This is a genomic window from [Clostridium] hylemonae DSM 15053, from assembly GCF_008281175.1.
Taxonomy (GTDB): Bacteria; Bacillota; Clostridia; order Lachnospirales; family Lachnospiraceae; genus Extibacter; species Extibacter hylemonae.
Map to the genome: position 1 here is coordinate 1,087,402 of NZ_CP036524.1, position 19,722 is coordinate 1,107,123.

The 19,722-nt window shown below is 50.9% G+C and carries 18 protein-coding genes and 1 riboswitch; of the genes, 17 read left to right on the forward strand and 1 reads right to left on the reverse strand.

What is annotated here, in order from left to right:
- Positions 1–30 precede the first annotated feature (30 nt).
- From LAJLEIBI_RS05140 to LAJLEIBI_RS05155, 4 genes are all read left to right on the forward strand, one after another.
- Positions 31–423, forward strand: a complete 393-nt coding sequence (locus tag LAJLEIBI_RS05140) for a cysteine-rich VLP domain-containing protein (RefSeq protein ID WP_006441855.1) — start codon at positions 31–33, stop codon at positions 421–423.
- Between the two features lie 378 nt (positions 424–801).
- Entirely contained in the window at positions 802–1,092 is a 291-nt protein-coding gene (locus LAJLEIBI_RS05145) for a replication initiator protein A (RefSeq protein ID WP_006441856.1), read from the forward strand.
- The gene (locus tag LAJLEIBI_RS05150) at positions 1,076–1,312 is read left to right on the forward strand and encodes a hypothetical protein (protein WP_040434656.1); all 237 of its coding nucleotides are present in this window, start codon (positions 1,076–1,078) and stop codon (positions 1,310–1,312) included. Before LAJLEIBI_RS05145 ends, LAJLEIBI_RS05150 begins: the two co-directional genes overlap by 17 nt.
- Before the next feature lie 91 nt (positions 1,313–1,403).
- Complete coding sequence (locus LAJLEIBI_RS05155) at positions 1,404–3,044, forward strand: recombinase family protein (RefSeq protein ID WP_006441858.1); 1,641 nt, start codon at positions 1,404–1,406, stop codon at positions 3,042–3,044.
- Positions 3,045–3,144: 100 nt separating this feature from the next.
- Here LAJLEIBI_RS05155 and LAJLEIBI_RS05160 read toward each other — a convergent pair whose 3' ends face one another.
- Positions 3,145–4,032, reverse strand: coding sequence for a cation diffusion facilitator family transporter (locus tag LAJLEIBI_RS05160; protein WP_040434658.1), 888 nt, complete (start codon positions 4,030–4,032; stop codon positions 3,145–3,147).
- Between the two features lie 97 nt (positions 4,033–4,129).
- Positions 4,130–4,224: riboswitch (NiCo riboswitch) on the reverse strand.
- 232 nt (positions 4,225–4,456) lie between these two features.
- Here LAJLEIBI_RS05160 and LAJLEIBI_RS05165 point away from each other — a divergent pair.
- The 13 genes from LAJLEIBI_RS05165 to LAJLEIBI_RS05225 all read left to right on the forward strand — a co-directional run bounded on the left by LAJLEIBI_RS05165 (position 4,457) and on the right by LAJLEIBI_RS05225 (position 19,712).
- A complete protein-coding gene (locus tag LAJLEIBI_RS05165) occupies positions 4,457–4,888 on the forward strand; it encodes an RrF2 family transcriptional regulator (protein WP_006441860.1) in 432 nt (143 codons plus the stop codon).
- Positions 4,889–4,972: 84 nt separating this feature from the next.
- The gene (locus tag LAJLEIBI_RS05170; protein ID WP_006441861.1) at positions 4,973–6,790 is read left to right on the forward strand and encodes an N-6 DNA methylase; all 1,818 of its coding nucleotides are present in this window, start codon (positions 4,973–4,975) and stop codon (positions 6,788–6,790) included.
- Positions 6,780–7,790: a restriction endonuclease subunit S gene (locus LAJLEIBI_RS05175; protein WP_006441862.1), complete on the forward strand. Its 1,011-nt coding sequence runs from the start codon at positions 6,780–6,782 to the stop codon at positions 7,788–7,790. Before LAJLEIBI_RS05170 ends, LAJLEIBI_RS05175 begins: the two co-directional genes overlap by 11 nt.
- Positions 7,791–7,932: 142 nt before the next feature.
- Complete coding sequence (locus LAJLEIBI_RS05180; RefSeq protein ID WP_006441863.1) at positions 7,933–8,373, forward strand: RrF2 family transcriptional regulator; 441 nt, start codon at positions 7,933–7,935, stop codon at positions 8,371–8,373.
- A 52-nt stretch (positions 8,374–8,425) separates the two neighbouring features.
- Entirely contained in the window at positions 8,426–9,709 is a 1,284-nt protein-coding gene (locus LAJLEIBI_RS05185) for an O-acetylhomoserine aminocarboxypropyltransferase/cysteine synthase family protein (RefSeq protein ID WP_006441864.1), read from the forward strand.
- Between the two features lie 37 nt (positions 9,710–9,746).
- The gene (gene cysK, locus LAJLEIBI_RS05190) at positions 9,747–10,676 is read left to right on the forward strand and encodes a cysteine synthase A (protein WP_006441865.1); all 930 of its coding nucleotides are present in this window, start codon (positions 9,747–9,749) and stop codon (positions 10,674–10,676) included.
- Positions 10,677–10,757: 81 nt separating this feature from the next.
- A complete protein-coding gene (gene ptsP / locus LAJLEIBI_RS05195) occupies positions 10,758–12,383 on the forward strand; it encodes a phosphoenolpyruvate--protein phosphotransferase (protein WP_006441866.1) in 1,626 nt (541 codons plus the stop codon).
- Between the two features lie 281 nt (positions 12,384–12,664).
- Positions 12,665–13,411 (forward strand): DeoR/GlpR family DNA-binding transcription regulator, encoded by a 747-nt coding sequence (locus LAJLEIBI_RS05200; RefSeq protein ID WP_040435324.1) that lies wholly within the window; start codon positions 12,665–12,667, stop codon positions 13,409–13,411.
- Positions 13,411–14,331 carry a 1-phosphofructokinase gene (pfkB, locus tag LAJLEIBI_RS05205; protein ID WP_006441868.1) on the forward strand — a complete coding sequence of 307 codons (921 nt, stop codon included), beginning with the start codon at positions 13,411–13,413 and terminating at the stop codon, positions 14,329–14,331. The genes LAJLEIBI_RS05200 and pfkB overlap by 1 nt, the downstream gene beginning before the upstream one ends.
- Positions 14,332–14,344: 13 nt before the next feature.
- Positions 14,345–16,276 (forward strand): PTS fructose transporter subunit IIABC, encoded by a 1,932-nt coding sequence (locus LAJLEIBI_RS05210; RefSeq protein ID WP_040434663.1) that lies wholly within the window; start codon positions 14,345–14,347, stop codon positions 16,274–16,276.
- A 43-nt stretch (positions 16,277–16,319) separates the two neighbouring features.
- The gene (locus LAJLEIBI_RS05215; RefSeq protein WP_006441870.1) at positions 16,320–16,577 is read left to right on the forward strand and encodes an HPr family phosphocarrier protein; all 258 of its coding nucleotides are present in this window, start codon (positions 16,320–16,322) and stop codon (positions 16,575–16,577) included.
- Between the two features lie 27 nt (positions 16,578–16,604).
- Positions 16,605–18,224 (forward strand): phosphoenolpyruvate--protein phosphotransferase, encoded by a 1,620-nt coding sequence (ptsP, locus tag LAJLEIBI_RS05220; protein WP_006441871.1) that lies wholly within the window; start codon positions 16,605–16,607, stop codon positions 18,222–18,224.
- A gap of 105 nt (positions 18,225–18,329) precedes the next feature.
- On the forward strand, positions 18,330–19,712 hold the full coding sequence (locus tag LAJLEIBI_RS05225; protein WP_006441872.1) for an NCS2 family permease: 1,383 nt from the start codon (positions 18,330–18,332) through the stop codon (positions 19,710–19,712).
- The last annotated feature ends 10 nt before the right edge of the window (positions 19,713–19,722 follow it).

Consider the following 19,722-nt stretch of genomic DNA (forward strand, 5'->3'; position numbering starts at 1 on the left):
GCGAACAAAATCAGCGAACGAATCCCCGTCATGAACTACCCGCAGTACCGCCGCGCGCGGAAGCTGGTGCGCGAGTGCTGCAACTACGTGGGTGGCAACTGCATTGCTTTGGATGATGGAGAGGAATGTGTCTGCATCCAGAGCATTTCCTGCTCTCTTCTGTGCAAGTGGTTTCAGGCCGCCGTCCTACCGCTGGACAAGGGCTTGGAAACCGCGTTGCTGTTCCGAGAGGAAATGAAGCGGTGCGCCGTCTGTTCCCAGCCTTTCCTCCCCGGCTCCAACCGGGCTAAGTATTGCAAAAGCTGCGCTGCCAAAGCTCACCGGCAGCAGAAAGCCGCCAGCGAACGTCGAAGGAGAGCCAGCCGCGACAGTCCCCCGGAAAAAGGGGACGACCATGGACTATTAGAGGCGGAAAAGCCCTGATTTCATGGGCCTTTCCAGCACCCCTCGAGGGCTGGGAGGCATAAACCCCCTCCGCCCCCGTGAAAACGCCTTCCTAATTGTCCACGCCAGCCTTAGTTCACCGTGATTGGTTTCTCCAAGATTGGGTTTTCAGAACGCGGCAAAGCAGACGGTCTGGAGGTTCCATTTTGCGGCTTTCAGAGCGCGGCAATCCCGACGCTCCGGCAGCCCGAATGCAGACGGAAATAAAAGAGAAATAAGTCAAAGAGAAGATAGAAAAATAATCAATCAAATCAATCCGATAGATGGAAAGGATGGAATTATGCACAGCAATCTTTCTCCTTTAAAGAACGACACTCCGATGCCGCCTATCTGCCGTTTCCCCGCTTCCTCGTTCCTTTGGGTATTTCAAATGACGCAAAGCTGCTCTACGCCCTGTTGCTGGACCGTGCGAGTCTCTCCAAGGGAAACGGCTATTTGGATAAAGACGGGACCGTACGCCTCTACTTCACTGTGGAGGAAGCGAAGGACAAGCTTCAGCGAAGCCGCCAGGTGGCGACGCGGGCCTTTCAAGAACTGGAGCGGTGCGGCCTGATTGTGCGCCGCAAGCAGGGCTTGGGCAGGCCGGCGAAAATCACTCTGAACGTACCTGCCACCGCGAAGAAGAGAGGCAATGGGGATGCCAGATAAAAAGGAGCTGCTTGGAAAGCTGGATCCAGCCGCCATGGAGCGCGTCTCCCGTTATTACAGGGATGGGGCCTTTGAATTTGGCCTCGATACCGAAGGCCATACCGTGCGCGAAGGCAACACCGTCTACCATATCCTCCCGCGTTTTGCGGAGCCGGGCGCGGAGAGTGTAGTAAGCAAGCTGCGCCGGATTATGGAACGAGAATTGAAGGAAAACGAATGAAAGGGGCTGCAAAAGTTCAATCGGAGCGTTACAATAATGGCAGCCGTTCACTTGGCTGCCAATCCCGTTTACGGGAGGAAAGGAGCTGTTTATGAATCAGCAGCCAGACAAGATTACAGCACTGTATTGCCGTTTGAGTCAGGACGACGCCCTGGACGGCGAGAGCAATTCCATCACCAATCAAAAGGCCCTGCTGTCCAAATATGCCGCCGACCACGGATTCAAAAACACCGTGTTTTTCGTGGACGACGGGTACAGCGGCACGAATTTTAACCGCCCCGGCTTTCAGGAGATGATGAAGCATGTGGAGGACTACGGCGTGTCCGCCTTGATCGTCAAGGACCTGTCCCGGCTGGGCCGGGAGTATTCCTATATGGGCCGCTTGCAGGATTTCATCTTTCCCGCCTACGACGTGCGCTTTATCGCCATCAACGACGATGTGGACAGTGCCAAAGGGGAAAACGACTTCGCGGTGTTCAAAAATGTCTTTAACGACTACTACGCCAAGGATACCAGTAAGAAAATCCGGGCTGTAGTCAAACTGCGTGGCGAGGCTGGGGAGCACATCGCCAGCAACCCGCCCTATGGGTATGTCAAGGACCCACTGGATAAAAAGAAATGGGTGGTGGACGGGGAAGCGGCTAATGTGGTGCGGCGTATTTTTGATTTGTGCATCTCCGGAAAAGGGCCTATGCAGATCGCGAAGCTGTTGACGGCGGATAGGGTGCTGACCGTCACCGCCTACAACGCACGGCAAAAGGGCTGGGCTATGCCGGACAATCTCTGTCACTGGACTTCCAACGCGGTCGTGAAGATACTGGAGCGCCGGGAATATATCGGCTGTACCGTGAACTTTAAGACCTACACCAAATCCCTGAAATTCAAAAAGCGGATGGAAAATCCCATCGAGAACCAGCGGGTGTTCGAGGGCACTCAACCCGCTATCATCGAGCGGGGCCAGTGGGAGCGGGTGCAGGCGCTCCGAGCCAATAAGCGCAGGCCCGCAAAGACGGGTAAGACCAGCATCTTCTCCGGCCTTGTGCGCTGCGCGGACTGCGGGGCCAAGCTATATTTTTGCACCTGCAACACCTACAAGGACGACAGCCAGGACCATTTTGTCTGCTCCAACTACAAGAGCAACACCGGCTCCTGCCAAATCCATTTTATCCGGGAGCAGGTGCTGTACCGGTTGGTGCTGGCGTGCATCCAGCGCACCTTGACCTATGTGCGGATGTTCCGGGAGGATTTTACCCAAGAGATGCTCGCTCAGGACGAGGCCAGCCGCAGGGCGGAACTGGAGCGCAAGCAAAAGGCACTTACCGGGGCGCACAAGCGGATGGAGGAACTGGATACAATTATCCAGCATATTTACGAGGACAATGTGCTGGGCAAACTGAGCGACGCTCGCTACTTAAAGCTGTCGAGTGAGTATGAACGGGAGCAGGAGGAAATCAGCCGGCTTGCAGTTGCGCTGGAACGGGAGGTCGAAGCCGAATCGGGGCAGATTGCCGATGTGGGCAGGTTTCTGGAACTGGTGGACAAGTACATCGAGATACAAGAGCTGGACGCCGCCCTGCTCAACGAACTGGTGAGTAAAATCGTAGTGCATAGCCCAGAGAAAATCGACGGGAAAAAGCACATCACCATCGAGGTCTACTTTACCTATGTAGGCAAAATCCGCGTTCCGCTCCAAATTGGGCGCGAGGCCCTGGGCCAAGCAGAACCGGCGTGACTTGCGCCACGCCGGTTCCACCTACAAATTTTTTACTTCCTTATGACCCTCCGCATAAGCGGTAATTCCTTTTTTATCCGCAGACGGCCGGGGGCCGGATTTATAGATGTCCCCCGGTCGGATTTACATGGACCATGCAGTGTTTGACTTTGGTAAACTTACGTTCCACCGCGTCATGAACACGCTCGGCGATATCGTGGGCCTGCGAAAGTGACAGATCAGCGTCGGCCACGATCTCCAATTCTACGTAATATTTGTCTCCGAAGATACGAGTGTTCAGGCGGTCGATGTTCAATACCTGTTTGTCGGAGAGCACGGTATCGCGCAGCGCCTGTATGGTCGCATCATCGCAGGAGCGGTCCGTCATCTTGGAGACAGCGTCTCTGAAAATATCCACCGCCGCCTTGATGATAAAGACACAGATCACCACGCTGGCGGCAGGGTCCAGAATGGGCATGCCCATACGGGCGCCCAATATTCCCACGAAACTGCCGACGGAAGAAAGTGCGTCGGAACGATGGTGCCATGCATCGGCCATAAGTGCACCGGAGCCTGTTTTCTTTGCGGCAGCACGGGTATACCAATACATCGCCTCCTTCACGGCGATAGAGACGATGGCAGCCGCAAGCGCCAGCCCGCCGGGCACTGCCAGCGCAGAACCGCCCGCCCGGATCTTTCCGATTCCGGACGAGCCGATGCCCAGTCCGGTAAGTCCTAGAATAACGGACAGAACGATCGCCGCCACACATTCCAACCGTTCGTGGCCGTACGGGTGGTCCTTGTCGGATGCCTTGTTTGAAAGTTTGACTCCCGCTATTACGACAAAAGTGGTCATCACGTCGGATGCCGAGTGGACGGCGTCCGAGACCATAGCCCCCGAATGTGCAAGTAGTCCGGCTGCCAGTTTGAGGATGCTCAATACAATATTCTGGACAATAGTGATCAGAGACACACGCATTGCCATTTGTTCGTTGGTACATTGTTCCATAATTGTTACCTCCAGTATTTGAGATAGCTCTATGGCACTCCATTCCAGCGCGTATGTTCCGGGCAGAGGACAAAAAAATACACCCGCGGAACACACATACTGTCCCGCGGATGCCATGCATCCGCTGCCGAAAACGGCCCGGCCCCACGGACCTGATCACACAAGATCCATCGCCTGCTCAGTTTGTACCGCTATGATCCCCGCCCTGAAAGGGGCAGTGCAGTGCAAAGAGATGTTTATATTTTAGCGTATGCAAAGCAGGTTGTCAAAGTTCTTTTATATTAAATAGTCCGGGGGGATGCGAATTGTGATTTTCGTTGTGTGGATCTGCGGATATATGATATAGTTGGCATATAACCGGACTTTCCTGCGGCCTTCACAGGCAGGATCCAAATAATGAGCACTTTCAGAGAAAGGAGTGCATATGAAGATATCGACGAAGGGAATATATGCGCTTGAAGTGGTGGCAGATCTGGCGCTTCACTCGGATGCGGCGCATCTGGAGAGCCTTAAAAATATAGCAGAGAGGAGAAAGCTCTCGGAAAAATATCTGGAACGGATAGTGAAAGCGTTGAAAGATGCGCACATTATCAAGAGCGTGCGGGGAGCATATGGCGGATACTGCATGGCAAAGGAACCGCAGCAGCTTACCGTGAGAGAGGTGCTGAAAGCGGTGGAGGGAGAACTGGCTCCGGTAGACTGCCTGACGCAGGAGAGCAGCTGCGGCATAGACTGCAGGTCCTGCCCGACAAGAGATACGTGGGCCGCGCTGTGGCAGACGATAGCCGGCGTTGCGGATGAAGTCACCGTGGGAGATATTGTGCGCGCGGCGGAAAAGATAGATAAGGGATTGTAATTATCCCAATTGCGCAATATACTATATTTGTGTTTCGTTGCCCTCATCATAGAATGAAATGATATAACAAGGAGAATTATAATTATGATTCGAGCAGATATGATCGCGGCTATTGGCAGAAAATATCTTACCAGCAATATTGAAAATGATGAATATAGTTACCCGAAAGCTTTTTCCGACGCTTCACTGACCTTTTGTCCGATACAAAACAGTGCCGGGAGGAAATTTGAAAGATTAGATATTCGCTTTGTTAAGGACAATATATCTGTATTGGTTGAAACAAAACAGAACTTTACAAAAGCGGATGAAGAACAGCTTTCCGCTTACGTTGAGTATGAAAAAGCACTCACGGGTAATAAAATCGTTGCGATTCTTGCAAATACGAAGAATGATAATGTGAAAGTGTGGCGCGGCGTGATCTCTGACGGTGATTTTATGCCGAAAGAAACAGCGCTGCGCACGATGCGGGAATATGTTGATTTTTACACGTCGAAAATTAACGATAAAGAAAAGGTGATGCAGAATACATATAAGCTCAATGAGTTGCTGCACCGCCACAGCATTCCTGAAAAGCTGCGCAGCCAATTTGTCGGCACCTGCCTTCTGGCTTTGAAGAACGATCTGGATTATTCAACGCCAACTATCACTGCCGCTCAGATCAGGGCACGCATCAAGGAAGTGCTCGAAGAACTTTTGAATTCAGACATAAATAAGGCAGAGAAGCTTGCTTTGCTCAATAGGAATGTCCTGAACGGCCAGTATGTGCGCCAGCTGAATATTGCGGCATTTAGAGAGATTTTGAAGTTCATTGAAGATAATATACTTCCCTTTATCAATGATAAGAGTACATCCGGACAGGATCTGCTTAATCTGTTCTTTGTCACATTTAATAAGTATGTCGGAAAATCAGATAAAAATCAGGCTTTTACGCCGGATCATATTACGGACTTTATGGCAAAGATCACAGGCGTAAATAAGCATTCGGTAGTGCTTGACCCCTGTTGCGGGAGCGGATCTTTTTTGGTGCGCGCCATGACGCAGGCGCTTGATGACTGTGCCACCGCAGCAGAACAGGAAACCATAAAAAGGAATCAAATATACGGCATTGAATTTGACGAGAATGTTTACGGACTGGCGACTACCAACATGCTGATCCATTCTGACGGCAACTCAAATATACGTCAGGGAAGCTGCTTTAAACTTTCCGATTGGATCAAAGAGGCCAAACCGAATGTTATATTGATGAACCCGCCGTATAATGGGCAGAGGATCCACCTGCCTGAACACTACGTTAAGACGTGGACGAAAAACAAAAAAGAGGATCCGTCAAAAGGTCTTTACTTCGTAAAATATATTGCCGATACACTAAATTCCATCAACCAGCAGGCCAAATTGGCCGTATTGCTTCCTGTCGCCTGCGCCATTGGCACAAGCGGTGAGATCGCCCGTTTGAAGAGTGAAATACTTAAAGAGAATACGCTCGATGCTGTTTTCACCCTGCCAAATGAAATATTTTATCCCGGGGCAAGCGCCTCCGCCTGTTGTATGGTGTTTAAAATTGGGACAAAACATAAAGATATGACAAATCCTGATACATACTTTGGATATTGCAAAGAAGATGGATTTAAAAAGAAAAAAAATCTTGGACGTGTAGAGCAGGTTGACACTGTTACAGGAAAAAGCAGATGGGTAGAAATTGAAAAAGAATGGATAGAATTATATAGAAACCGGCAGTCTGTAGATGGCTTTTCCGCTACACATAAAGTGGACGGAAATGACGAGTGGCTCTGTGAGGCATATATGAAAACAGATTATACCAAACTGACGGAGCAGGATTTTCAGCAGACTATCAATGACTATCTGGCATATCTGGTTAAAGAAGGGGTTATGTATGAACCTTGATCATAAAAAATGGAAGGAATTTGTATTTGACGATATATTTTATATAGAACGCGGCAGTTCATTATATATTACGGATTGTGAGAATGGAAGCACTCCGTATGCCAGTGCTTCTGCTGATAATAACGGCATTTCTCATTATCTGGCCGTCCCGCCAAACAGAACGGGAAACTGTATCGTGGTGAACTATGATGGAAGCGTCGGCGAGGCATTCTATCAGGCGGAACCATTTTTTGCAAGTGAAAAGATCGTGACCATTACTCTTAAAGATACAGAATTGAATGTCTATATCGCCTTGTTTTTAGTAACCATAATAAAACAGGAGAAGTTTCGGTTCTCTTATGGAAGAAAGTGGGCAGTTAATTCTGTTATGCGAAGATCCTGCATTAAACTTCCGGCAGGACCGGATGATCTACCGGATTGGGACTTTATGGAACGGTATATTAAGTCACTGCATTATAAGCCGTTGTCCAGTTCTAATCGGAAAGATAAATCAAATGCGCTTGATATTAGTTCATGGAAAGAATTTGCTGTGAATGAGTTATTTGAAGTCAGATACGGGATCAATATGGAACTGAATACCTGTATTCCGGCAGATAAAAATGATCCTGATTCAGTAAATTTTGTTGCCCGCACTGAAGCAAATAACGGTATCAGCGCAAGGGTCAGACTGGTGGAAGGCAAAACGCCGCAGCCGGCCGGCTTGATCACTTGTGCCGGCGGAGGAAGCGTCCTCTCAACATTCCTGCAGGAAGAACCGTTTTACAGCGGGCGGGATCTATATCTGCTGGTCCCGCTGCAGCCGATGAGTAAATTAGTTAAATTATTCTGTATCACCGTACTTAAAGCTAATAAATATAGATACAGCTATGGCAGACAGGCGAATGTGACTCTGCCATATTTGAAGCTCGTGCTTCCGGCAGCCTCAGACGGAAAGCCGGACTTTGCGTTTATGGAAAACTATATGAAACAACTGCCGTATGGTGATAAAATATTCGGATGACAGGAAGTGCCTGCTGAAGCGGGCACTTTTTCTTATGTTCATTTAAATTTAAAAAGTATATTGACATGGTAGGAAAAAAGGTGTATAACTTAAAACATATAATTCTTATCGGAATAGTAGGAATTAGACGGAGGTACAGATCATGAAGATATCAACCAAAGGAAGGTACGGACTCAGGGCGCTCGTGGATATGGCGGCGAATTCCGGCGAAGAGGCCGTATCACTTACGCTGATCGCAAAGCGCCAGAATCTGTCGCTGAATTACCTGGAACAGGTATTCGGCATACTCAGAAAAGCCGGCATCGTGGCCAGCGTAAAGGGCGCCGGGGGAGGTTACCGGCTGGCCAAAGATGCCGCAGGCATAACGGTGAAAGAGATACTGGAGGCGCTGGAAGGCGAGTTTTCTATTGCCGGCACGGCAAAGGGAGAGACGGAGGACGCAGTTGGGCAGGCGATCCGCACACTCGTCTGGGATGAGATCGACAGGCGGGTGAATGAACTGCTGAAGGAAAAAACACTTGCCGGACTCGCCAAAGAGTATCGGATAAAACAGGAGCAGTCGGTTCATATGTATTATCTATGAGATAAATCAGATCAATGGAAAATCTGGAAAAAAGAAAGTGAGGACATGAGGAATGAGCAGAAAAAGAAGATTTGAGACGTTACAGCTGCACGCAGGACAGGAACAGCCGGATCCGGCAAGTGATGCGAGGGCGGTACCGATCTACCAGACGACATCATATGTATTCAGAGACTGTCAGCATGCTGCGGACCGTTTTTCTCTTGCAGATGCAGGAAATATCTACGGCAGGCTTACAAACTCGACACAGGATGTGTTTGAAAAGCGCATGGCGGCGCTGGAGGGAGGTGTGGCAGCGCTCGGCGTAGCTTCAGGCGCGGCGGCGATAACGTACACATTCCAGAATCTGGCGCAGGCCGGCGGCCATATTGTGGCCAGCAAATACATATACGGCGGAAGCTATAATCTTCTGGAGCATACGCTTCCTTCCCAGGGGATCACGACAACGTTCATCGACCCCGATGAGGAGGGGGCGTGGGAAGCGGCCATACAGGATAATACGAAAGCGCTGTTTCTCGAGTCCATCGGCAACCCGAATGCGAATCTGGCGGATATCGGGAAAGCGGCTGAGGCGGCCCACAGGCACGGCATCGTGCTGGTGATGGACAGCACGTTTGCAACACCGTATCTGCTGCGTCCGTTTGAATACGGCGCGGACATCGTCGTACATTCCGCCACAAAATTTATCGGAGGACATGGGACGGCCATCGGCGGTGTTATCATAGATGGGGGCGGCTTTGACTGGAAGGCATCGGGCAGATATCCGCAGCTCACTGAACCGGACAACAGCTACCACGGCGTTGTATTTACCGAGGCGGCGGGAAAAGCGGCGTTTGTGACAAGAATCCGGGCGGTCATATTGAGAGACACCGGGGCGACGATGGCGCCGCTTCACGCGTTTCTGTTTCTGCAGGGACTGGAGACGCTTTCGCTGAGGGTAGAACGCCATGTGCAGAATACGCTGAAAGTGGTGGAGTATTTGAGCAGTCATCCGAAAGTGGAGCGGGTGAATCATCCGTCGCTGCCGGACAGTCCGTATCATGAACTGTATAAAAAGTATTTCCCGGACGGCGGATGTTCTATCTTTACATTTGAAGTGAAGGGAAGCGGGGAGGAGGCGAAGCGGTTTATCGACAGACTTGAGATATTTTCCCTGCTTGCAAATGTGGCTGACGTTAAGTCGCTTGTCATACATCCGGCCAGTACGACGCATTCACAGATGACGGAGGAGGAATTGGAGAATTCGGGCATACGGCAGAACAGTGTACGGCTGTCCATAGGGACAGAGCATATTGATGATATCATATATGATCTGGAGCAGGCATTGAACGCAATATAACTCATACTATATTAAAGAATAGAAAAGGAGACCGGCGATGGGACATATTTATAAGAAAGTTGAAGAAATGATAGGAAGAACACCGCTTCTGGAGGTGAAACGGATCGAAGAGGAAAAAGGACTGAAAGCGAGAGTGCTTGTGAAACTGGAGCTGTTTAATCCGGCGGGAAGCGTAAAGGACCGGGCCGCGCTGTCCATGCTGCTCGACGCGGAGGAGAGAGGACTGATCGCCCCTGGGGCGACGATCATCGAACCGACCAGCGGAAACACCGGGATCGGGCTGGCGGCAGTAGCCGCGTCGAGAGGCTACCGGACGATCTTTACCATGCCTGAGACGATGAGCATTGAGCGCAGAAAGCTTCTGAAGGGATACGGGGCTGAGATCGTTCTGACCGAAGGGGCAAAAGGAATGCCAGGAGCCATTGCAAAGGCGGAGGAACTGGCAAAGGAGACGGAACATGCGATCGTGCTCGGACAGTTTGTTAATAAGGCGAACGCGAAGGCGCATATGGAGACGACCGGACCGGAGATATGGGAAGACACGGACGGAGAGGTGGACATCTTTGTCGCAGGTGTCGGAACCGGCGGAACAGTTACCGGAACGGGGACGTATCTAAAGGAAAAGAATCCGGACATCAGGATCGTTGCCGTTGAACCTGCGGCGTCTCCTGTGCTTTCAGGCGGAAAGCCGGGGCCTCACGGCCTGCAGGGCATAGGCGCGGGATTTGTTCCGGATATTCTTGACACAGGCATTTACGATGAGATCTTTACGGTGGAAAATGAGGAGGCCTACAGCGCATCCAGACTTCTGGCGGCAAAGCAGGGCGTGCTCACCGGCATCTCGTCGGGCGCGGCGCTCCACGCTGCGGTCGAGCTTGCGAAAAGAGAGGAAAATAAAGGAAAAACCATTGTGGCGCTGCTTCCTGACACAGGAGAGAGATATCTGTCAACTCCGCTGTTTGAGTAAAATATTAGTTCTTGACGGAAGCTGCTTTAGCGTGTAAAGTTATGTTATTAAACAGAAGAAGCAGTAAAGGATAGAGGTACTATGATTACACTGACAGGGAAGAAAGTTTCGGAGGGCGTCGCAATAGGGCGGCTGTCATTTTACAGGCGGGATACAAAAGAGATCAAGAAGTTTGACGTCAAAGACGTTGAAAAGGAAATCATGCGGTTCCAGAAGGGGCGGGAGAAGGCCCTTCTGGAACTTAAAGATTTATATACAGCTTCCATCAAGGATGTGGGGGAGGCAAATGCTGCCATTTTCGAGATGCAGCAGATGATTCTGGAGGACCAGGATTTTATTGACGCCATAACCGGTGTGATACTGGAGCAGAAACTGAACGCAGAGTTTGCGGTGCAGTCTGCGTCGGAGCATTTTATCGAGACGTGCGTCCAGGAAGGGAAGAACTACGTCCAGGGGCACGATACAGATATCCGTGACGTGTCGAGCCGCCTCGTGCGCATTTTGTCCAGAAGCTGGAAGGACAGGCTGCTTACCGACGAACCGATCGTGCTTGCGGCCAATGAACTGTATCCGAGCGAGGCAGTGCAGCTTGACAAGACGAAGATCCTCGGGTTTGTCACGAGATACGGCGCGATAAACTCACATACTGCGGTACTGGCAAGAACGATGGGTATTCCGTCTGTCATCGGACTGGGGGAAGCACTGAAGAAAGACTATGACGGGAAGACGATCGTTGTAGACGGTTTTGAGGGAAAGATCTACATAGAGCCGGATTACACCACGCTGACGAGAATGAAGCAGAAGAAGGAAAACAATGTGTCACAGGTAAAGAATCTGGAGCGGCTTAAAGGGAAGGACAATGTCACCCAGAGTGGTCAGAGGATCGATATCTGCGCCAATATCGGGAAGCGGGAGGACATCGAGAATGTACTGCGCAGCGACGCCGGGGGTATCGGCCTGTTCCGGAGCGAGTTTCTCTACATGGAGAACCGGCATAAGCTGCCGACGGAAGAACAGCAGTTTCAGACGTATAAGCTTGCGGCCGAGGCGATGGGAGCAAAACCTGTCGTGATAAGAACCGCGGACTTAGGCGGCGACAAGCCGGCGGAATGTCTTGACTTCGGAGAAGAGAACAATCCGGCCATGGGATACCGCGGGATCCGCATATCGCTTGATAAGGATGAGATGTTTAAAACGCAGCTGCGTGCCATACTGCGCGCATCCGTGTTCGGGAATGTGTCGGTCATGTTTCCTATGATAACCTCGCTGGAGGAGGTGCAGAGTGCAAAACTGGTGCTGGAGACGGCAAAGCGTGAGCTGAAGGAAGAAAAGACGGCGTTCGACGAAGAGATACAGGTGGGAGTTATGATCGAGACCCCGGCTGCAGTCATGATCAGCGGGGAGCTTGCCAGAGAGGTTGATTTCTTCAGTATTGGGACAAACGATCTGTCCCAGTATACGATGGCGGCAGACCGCCAGAACGACAGGATAAGCAGGTATTATGACCCGCACCATCCGGCGCTTCTCAAGATGATCCGTATTGTGACGAACAATGTCCATCTGGAAGGGAAGAGAATCAGTATCTGCGGAGATCTGGCGGCAGATCTTTCGCTGACAGAATTCTTTATCCAGATAGGAATAGATGAGTTGTCCGTGACGCCGCCGCAGGTGCTTGGACTGAGGAAGAAGATAAGGGATATTCAGTGATTGGGAAGCTGTAACTGAAGAAAGAGCTGGAATCAGACGATCGTGTCTGATTCCAGCTCTTTTTTGTGCTGCAATGGGCAGGTCTCTTTTCCTTAAAGTCAAAAAGTATTTTGATAATCTTTTTGTCAAATGTGCATAATAATATCAAAGGCTTTTTGGTGGTTATTTTTGGCTGAATTTAATTGACAATGACTGAAAATGATTATATTATAAGGTCAGACGTGGATGAACTTGGATGAAAATGAATGATAATGACTGACAAAAAGACTGGGGGTAATGTGATGCTGGCGGAAGAACGTTATAATGCGATACTGAGACTGGTAAATGATAAGAAGACGGTTACGGTTCAGGAATTGACGGAGCAGCTTGATACGTCGGAGTCTACCATAAGAAGGGATCTGACGGTCCTGCACCGGAAGGGGAGTCTCATCAAGGTGCACGGCGGCGCGACGGCGTTAAATCCGGAATTCATGACAAAGGACGCGGCGCTGTCTGTCAGGAGGGACCTGAATATAGAAGAGAAGGTGGCGATCGCGAAGTATGCGGCGGCTCTCGTGGAAAAGGACGACTTTGTCTACATGGATGCGGGAAGCAGCGTGGACCTCATGATCGAACATATTACGGAGCAGGAGGCAGTGTATGTGACGAACGCCATAGGACATGCGCAGAAGCTGCTGAAAAAGGGCTGCAGGGTATATCTTCTCGGAGGGGAACTGAAGGAGACGACGGAGGCTATTGTCGGAGCGGAGGCCATAGAGGGACTGAAGAAATATAATTTTACAAAGGGGTTTTTCGGCGCCAACGGCGTGAGCAGGGAAAAGGGCTTTACGACACCGGATATCACAGAAGCGCTCGTGAAGGAAAAAGCGGTTGAGCAGTGCCGGAAAAGTTATATGCTGTCAGATTCGAGCAAGATCAACCAGATATCGCCCGTAACTTTTGCGGCGTTTGAGGACGGGATATTGGTGACTACAAGACTGAAGGACGAATCATACAGGGCGTGCAGGAATGTGGTGGAGGTAGAATAATGATTTATACAGTAACTTTTAACCCGTCGCTGGATTATGTGATTCAGACGGATAAGCTTTCTCCAGGCGGTATCAACCGGGCGGTGAGCGAACATATTTATCCGGGAGGCAAGGGCAACAATGTCTCTGTCATACTCTCAAACCTCGGACATAAGAGCAGGGCGCTCGGTTTTGTGGCCGGTTTTACAGGGGATGCGCTGGAGGAGATGCTGAAAGCACGGGGCTGTTATACAGATTTTATCAGACTGGAAGAGGGATTTACGAGGATCAATGTAAAGATAAACGACGGGCAGGAGACGGAGATCAACGGGCAGGGGCCTGTTATCACGCAGGAGGCGATCGAGGAGCTCTATGAGCGGCTGGACAGGCTGGTGAAGGACGATATCCTTGTACTGGCAGGCAGTATTCCTGACACACTCCCTGCGGATATGTATGAAAAGATCATGGCGAGACTTAACGGACGGGGCATCCGTATCGTGGTGGACGCAACGAAGGACCTGCTGCTGAATGTGCTGAAGTACCGTCCGTTTCTCATAAAGCCGAACAATCATGAACTCGCAGAGATGTTCGGCGCTGTATTAAATACGGAGGAAGAGATCATCCGGCACGCCGCCATGCTTCAGAAAAAAGGAGCGCGCAATGTACTTGTGTCCATGGCGGGGGACGGCGCCCTTCTGCTCTCTGAGGATGGAGAGATATACAGGAGCCGGCCGCCGAAAGGAGAAGTGAGAAATTCCGTAGGAGCCGGAGATTCCATGGTGGCAGGCTTTCTCACAGGTTATCTGAATACAGGGGATCATGAAAAAGCATTTAAGCTTGGGATCGCGGCGGGAAGCGCGACAGCCTTTATGAACTGGCTTGCAGGCAGAGATGAGATCACAGCACTTCTCGGTGAACAACCGTCAGCGTATGGATTATAGGAGGACAGAAATCATGAAAATCGTAGACTTGCTCAAAACTACGGGCATAGAACTGAATGGAGCTGTAAACACGAAGGAAGAGGCCATTGACCGGATGGTGGAGCTCATGGCTTCTGGCGGCAATATCGCTGATATAGAGGCATACAGGGCAGGCGTCTATCAAAGAGAAGAAGAGGGAACGACAGGCATCGGAGAAGGGATCGCTATCCCCCACGCCAAGACTGATGCTGTAAAGTCCCCGGGACTTGCGGCTATGGTGTTAAAGGACGGCGTGGACTTTGCTTCACTTGACGCAGAGCCGGTACATCTTATCTTTCTGATCGCTGCGCCGGACACGGAAGATAATGTACATCTGGAGGTGCTCAGCAGACTGTCCATGCTGCTTATGGACGACAGCTTCCGGGATGATCTCATGAAAGCGGAGACGGCAAAAGAGTTTCTGTCTGTCATAGACAAAGCCGAGCAGGCCAAGTTCCCCGAGGAACAGGAAGAGAAAAAGGCAGAGGAGGCTCCGGCTGAAAGAGGATATCAGATACTGGCGGTCACCGCATGTCCGACCGGGATCGCCCATACGTATATGGCGGCGGAAAGTCTGGAAAACAAGGCAAAAGAGATGGGATACACGATCAAGGTGGAGACGAACGGTTCCGGCGGGGATAAAAATGTTCTGACTGCAGACGAGATCGCAGCCTGTGACTGTATCATCATAGCGGCGGACAAGGATGTGAAAATGGCAAGATTTGACGGCAAACCGGTTCTTATGACCAAGGTGGCCAACGGCATCAGCAAAGCAGAGCAGCTTATCACGGAGGCGGTCGGCGGCAAGGTTCCGGTCTATCACAGCAGAGGCGGGGAAGAAGAGCGTATGGCCGATGACGGGGAAGGACTCGGGCGCAAAATATATAAAAGCCTGATGAATGGCGTATCCCACATGCTTCCGTTCGTTATCGGAGGCGGCATCCTGATCGCGCTGTCTTTTCTCGTGGACGGGGCCAATGCCGGGGGAGCCGACTTTGGTAAAGGCAGCCCGATGGCGCTGTTTTTTAACACGGTGGGAAATACAGCGTTTGGCATGATGTTTCCGGTTCTCGCCGGATATATCGCCATGGCCATCGGAGACAGACCGGCGCTTATGCCCGGTATTGTAGGCGGACTTCTCGCTAAGGCAGGAACGTCGGTCACGCTTCCGGAAGAAGCGTGGGTTTCCTCCGGTTTTTTCGGAGCGCTCATTGCCGGCTTTGTGGCCGGGTATCTCATGGTGCTGATCAAGAAGCTGCTTGGGAGACTTCCAAAGTCGCTGGAGGGCACAAAACCGGTGCTGCTATTCCCGTTCCTAGGCATCCTGCTTATGGGCGTGATCATGATCTTTGCCGTGAATCCGCCGATCGGGGCATTTAATACGTGGCTTAATGATATGCTTGCAGGCATGGGCGAATCAAGCAAAATACTTCTCGGCGCAGTGCTGGGCGGCATGATGTCCATCGATTTCGGGGGCCCGTTCAACAAGGCGGCATACGTGTTCGGCACGGCGGCCATCGCAAGCGGCCAGATCGATATCATGGCGGCTGTAATGATCGGCGGCATGACGCCCCCGATAGCGATAGCGCTCGCCACGACGTTTTTCCGGAACAGATTTACGAAAAGTGAGAAGCAGACGACGATCACGAACTATATTATGGGGCTTTCCTTTATCACAGAGGGGGCCATACCTTTTGCGGCTGCAGACCCGCTGCGCATCATCCCGCCCTGTGTGCTTGGCTCGGCTGTGGCGGGAGCGCTCTCTATGGCGTTTGGCTGCGGCTCCAGAGCGCCCCACGGCGGCATTTTCGTCATAGGCATCATCGAGAACGCACCGATGTTCTTTTTGGCGCTGGCGGCAGGCGCTGTTGTATCCATGGCCGGAATCGTACTTTTGAAGAAACCGCTTCCGGCAGACAAACGTTAACAAATTGTTTATAATAGAGAAGTAAGAGAAGGAGAAAAAGATCATGAAAGAATTTCAATATGTACTCACAGACAGAGAAGGTATCCACGCAAGACCGGCTGGTCTGCTCGTAAAGAAGGCAAATGAATTTCAGTCAGATATAAAGATCGAAAGAGGCGGAAAGAGTGCCGACGCAAAAAGAATATTCGCTGTGATGGGACTTGGCGCCAAGTGCGGGGAGCAGATCGCCGTAACGGCAGAAGGGGCTGACGAAGAAGCGGCAGCAGCCGCCATGGAAGCATTTTTGAAAGAAAACTTATAATCCACTGCAAAAAAGGAATGGTCTGAGATGATTACGTTAGAAGGTAAGAGTGTTTACGGCGGTATCGCGATCGGAAAGATCGCATTTTATAAAAGAAGCGAGATCACGATCAAGAGATGCCATGTGGAAGATACTAAGAGGGAAGTGAAACGGTTTGAAGAGGCAAAAGTAAAAGCCTCACAGGAGCTTCAGGAGCTGCATGACAAGGCCGTAGAAGATGTGGGCGAAGCGAACGCCATGATCTTCGAGATACATCAGATGATGCTTGAGGACCTGGATTACGTGGAATCCATCGTAAATATCATTACAACCCAGGAAGTCAATACCGAGTATGCCATCGGGACTACGGCCGACAATTTCGCGGCTATGTTCCAGGCGATGGACGACGCATATATGCAGGGGCGGGCCGCAGATGTCAGGGATGTGTCCGAGCGGCTTCTCCGCGTGCTTTCAGAGAACAAAAGCGGTCCGATGGCAGTCGGTGAGCCGGTCATCATAGCTGCCGACGATCTCGTGCCAAGTGAGACGGTACAGCTTGATAAAGAAAAGGTGCTGGCCTTCGTGACCATGTACGGTTCCGCCAACTCACATACCGCGATTCTGGCAAGGACGATGAATATACCGGCAGTCATAGGCACGGGGGAAGGACTCGCACAGGAGTATGACGGGAAAACAGCGGTCGTGGACGGCTTTGAAGGGAAGATCTACATTGAGCCCGACGGTCCGACGATGGAACGGATGCAGAGAAAACAGCAGGAGGACGCGGCGCAGAGAGAACTTCTGCAGCAGCTCAAAGGCAAAGAAAATATAACTGCAGACGGACAGAAGATCCAGGTATATGCCAACATCGGCAGCATGGCCGACGTCGGGGCGGTACTTAAAAATGACGCGGGCGGCATCGGGCTGTTCAGAAGTGAGTTTCTGTATCTGGAGAGTAACACGTACCCGACGGAGGAGCAGCAGTTTGGCGTATATAAAACTGTGGCGGAGAATATGGCGGGAAAGAAAGTGATCATCCGGACGCTGGACATCGGCGCAGACAAGCAGGTGGATTATTTCGGCCTTGATAAGGAGGAAAATCCTGCGCTCGGATACCGCGCGATCCGTATCTGCCTGACGCAGACAGACATATTTAAGACACAGCTTCGGGCTCTCTACCGGGCTTCGGCGTTCGGGCAGATAGCCATCATGTTTCCGATGATCATCTCCGTGGAAGAGGTGAGGAAGATCAAAGGTATCATAGAAGAAGTGAAAGCGGAACTGAAGGCGGAAGGCATTCAGTTCCGGGAGGATGTGGAAACCGGGATCATGATAGAGACTCCCGCCGCCGTTATGGTGAGCCGCGAACTGGCAAAAGAGGTGGACTTCTTCAGTGTTGGTACCAATGACCTGACGCAGTATACACTTGCGGTCGACCGGCAGAATGAAAAGCTGGACGAGTTTTATGACGCCCATCATCCCGCCGTGCTTGCCATGATCCGCATGGCTGCCGAAAGCGCGCACGCTGAGGGCAAGTGGATCGGGATATGCGGAGAGCTGGCGGCGGATTTGTCACTGACGAAAACATTTCTTTCCATGGGAATCGATGAACTGTCCGTGTCACCCGGTATGGTGCTTCCGCTTAGAAAAGTGATCCGGGAATCATAAATTTTGGCAGATCCGTTTACATAACGGGTCTGTTTTGTTACACTGATCTATGTTATACTATTAACGTAGGAAAGAGAGAACAAATACTACGAAGGAGGGAATTCAATGTTAGAAAAGCTATTCAAACTAAATGCCAACGGTACAGATGTGAAGACTGAAATTCTGGCCGGCATCACAACATTCATGACAATGGCGTACATTCTGGCTGTCAATCCGAGCATCCTGTCCGCAACCGGTATGGATTCGGGGGCGATCTTTACGGCAACAGCGCTTGCCGCGCTTATTGGTACGCTGCTCATGGCAGTCTGTGCAAATTATCCGTTTGCCCTTGCGCCGGGGATGGGACTGAACGCGTATTTTGCGTACACCGTTGTACTCGGTATGGGATATAAGTGGGAAGTGGCATTGACGGCGGTGTTCGTGGAAGGTATCATCTTTATCGTACTTTCACTTACAAATGTGCGCGAAGCCATCTTTAACGCGATCCCGAAGAACTTAAAGGCAGCGGTGAGCGTTGGTATCGGTCTGTTTATCGCATTTATCGGCCTTCAGAACGCGAATGTCGTGACAGGAGGCTCCACGCTTATCCAGCTGTTCTCACTGGACGGCTATAATGCGGCGAAAGGTGTGGAGGCATCATTTAACGACGTAGGAATCACGGTTCTTCTCGCTATTGTCGGCATTATCATCACGGGTATCCTTGTTATCAAGAATATCAAAGGCAATATACTCTGGGGAATTCTCATTACGTGGATACTCGGGATCATCTGCCAGTTTGCCGGGCTGTATGTGCCGAACCCGGAGATCGGCTTCTATGGGCTGCTTCCGGATTTCAGCGGAGGATTATCAGTTCCAAGCCTTGCGCCGGTATTTATGAAGCTTGACTTTTCCGGTATATTTTCCGTGAACTTTATTGTCGTAATATTTGCATTCTTATTTGTGGACATGTTCGATACGATCGGTACGCTGATCGGTGTGTCCTCCAAGGCGAATATGCTCAATGAAGAAGGCAAGCTCCCACGCATCAAGGGCGCGCTTCTCGCAGATGCCATTGCAACGACAGCGGGCGCGGTACTTGGAACAACGACGACCACTACATATGTAGAGAGTGCGTCCGGTGTATCTGAGGGAGGAAGGACCGGGCTTACCGCAGTGACGACAGCGGTCCTTTTCGGACTGGCGCTGTTCCTGTCACCGATATTCCTGGCGATCCCGTCCTTTGCAACGGCGCCGGCGCTTGTAGTTGTAGGATTCTACATGTTGACGAACGTAGTCAATATTGATTTCGAGGACTATGCAGAATCGATTCCGTGTTATATCTGTATTCTGGCAATGCCGTTTTTCTACAGCATTTCCGAAGGTATCTCCATGGGAGTTATCTCTTTTGTGGCATTGAATCTGCTCACAGGAAAGGCGAAGGAAAAGAAGATCAGTGTACTCATGTACATACTGGCCATATTGTTCATACTGAAATATATTTTCCTGTAATATAGTGTAA

What these genes read in the sequence shown, in the direction of transcription:
- LAJLEIBI_RS05140 (WP_006441855.1), top strand. Translation starts at nt 31, where the DNA reads ATGAACTACCCGCAGTACCGCCGCGCGCGGAAGCTGGTGCGCGAGTGC.
- LAJLEIBI_RS05150 (WP_040434656.1), top strand. Translation starts at nt 1,076, where the DNA reads ATGGGGATGCCAGATAAAAAGGAGCTGCTTGGAAAGCTGGATCCAGCC.
- LAJLEIBI_RS05155 (WP_006441858.1), top strand. Translation starts at nt 1,404, where the DNA reads ATGAATCAGCAGCCAGACAAGATTACAGCACTGTATTGCCGTTTGAGT.
- LAJLEIBI_RS05160 (WP_040434658.1), bottom strand. Translation starts at nt 4,032, where the DNA reads ATGGAACAATGTACCAACGAACAAATGGCAATGCGTGTGTCTCTGATC.
- LAJLEIBI_RS05165 (WP_006441860.1), top strand. Translation starts at nt 4,457, where the DNA reads ATGAAGATATCGACGAAGGGAATATATGCGCTTGAAGTGGTGGCAGAT.
- LAJLEIBI_RS05170 (WP_006441861.1), top strand. Translation starts at nt 4,973, where the DNA reads ATGATTCGAGCAGATATGATCGCGGCTATTGGCAGAAAATATCTTACC.
- LAJLEIBI_RS05175 (WP_006441862.1), top strand. Translation starts at nt 6,780, where the DNA reads ATGAACCTTGATCATAAAAAATGGAAGGAATTTGTATTTGACGATATA.
- LAJLEIBI_RS05180 (WP_006441863.1), top strand. Translation starts at nt 7,933, where the DNA reads ATGAAGATATCAACCAAAGGAAGGTACGGACTCAGGGCGCTCGTGGAT.
- LAJLEIBI_RS05185 (WP_006441864.1), top strand. Translation starts at nt 8,426, where the DNA reads ATGAGCAGAAAAAGAAGATTTGAGACGTTACAGCTGCACGCAGGACAG.
- cysK (WP_006441865.1), top strand. Translation starts at nt 9,747, where the DNA reads ATGGGACATATTTATAAGAAAGTTGAAGAAATGATAGGAAGAACACCG.
- ptsP (WP_006441866.1), top strand. Translation starts at nt 10,758, where the DNA reads ATGATTACACTGACAGGGAAGAAAGTTTCGGAGGGCGTCGCAATAGGG.
- LAJLEIBI_RS05200 (WP_040435324.1), top strand. Translation starts at nt 12,665, where the DNA reads ATGCTGGCGGAAGAACGTTATAATGCGATACTGAGACTGGTAAATGAT.
- pfkB (WP_006441868.1), top strand. Translation starts at nt 13,411, where the DNA reads ATGATTTATACAGTAACTTTTAACCCGTCGCTGGATTATGTGATTCAG.
- LAJLEIBI_RS05210 (WP_040434663.1), top strand. Translation starts at nt 14,345, where the DNA reads ATGAAAATCGTAGACTTGCTCAAAACTACGGGCATAGAACTGAATGGA.
- LAJLEIBI_RS05215 (WP_006441870.1), top strand. Translation starts at nt 16,320, where the DNA reads ATGAAAGAATTTCAATATGTACTCACAGACAGAGAAGGTATCCACGCA.
- ptsP (WP_006441871.1), top strand. Translation starts at nt 16,605, where the DNA reads ATGATTACGTTAGAAGGTAAGAGTGTTTACGGCGGTATCGCGATCGGA.
- LAJLEIBI_RS05225 (WP_006441872.1), top strand. Translation starts at nt 18,330, where the DNA reads ATGTTAGAAAAGCTATTCAAACTAAATGCCAACGGTACAGATGTGAAG.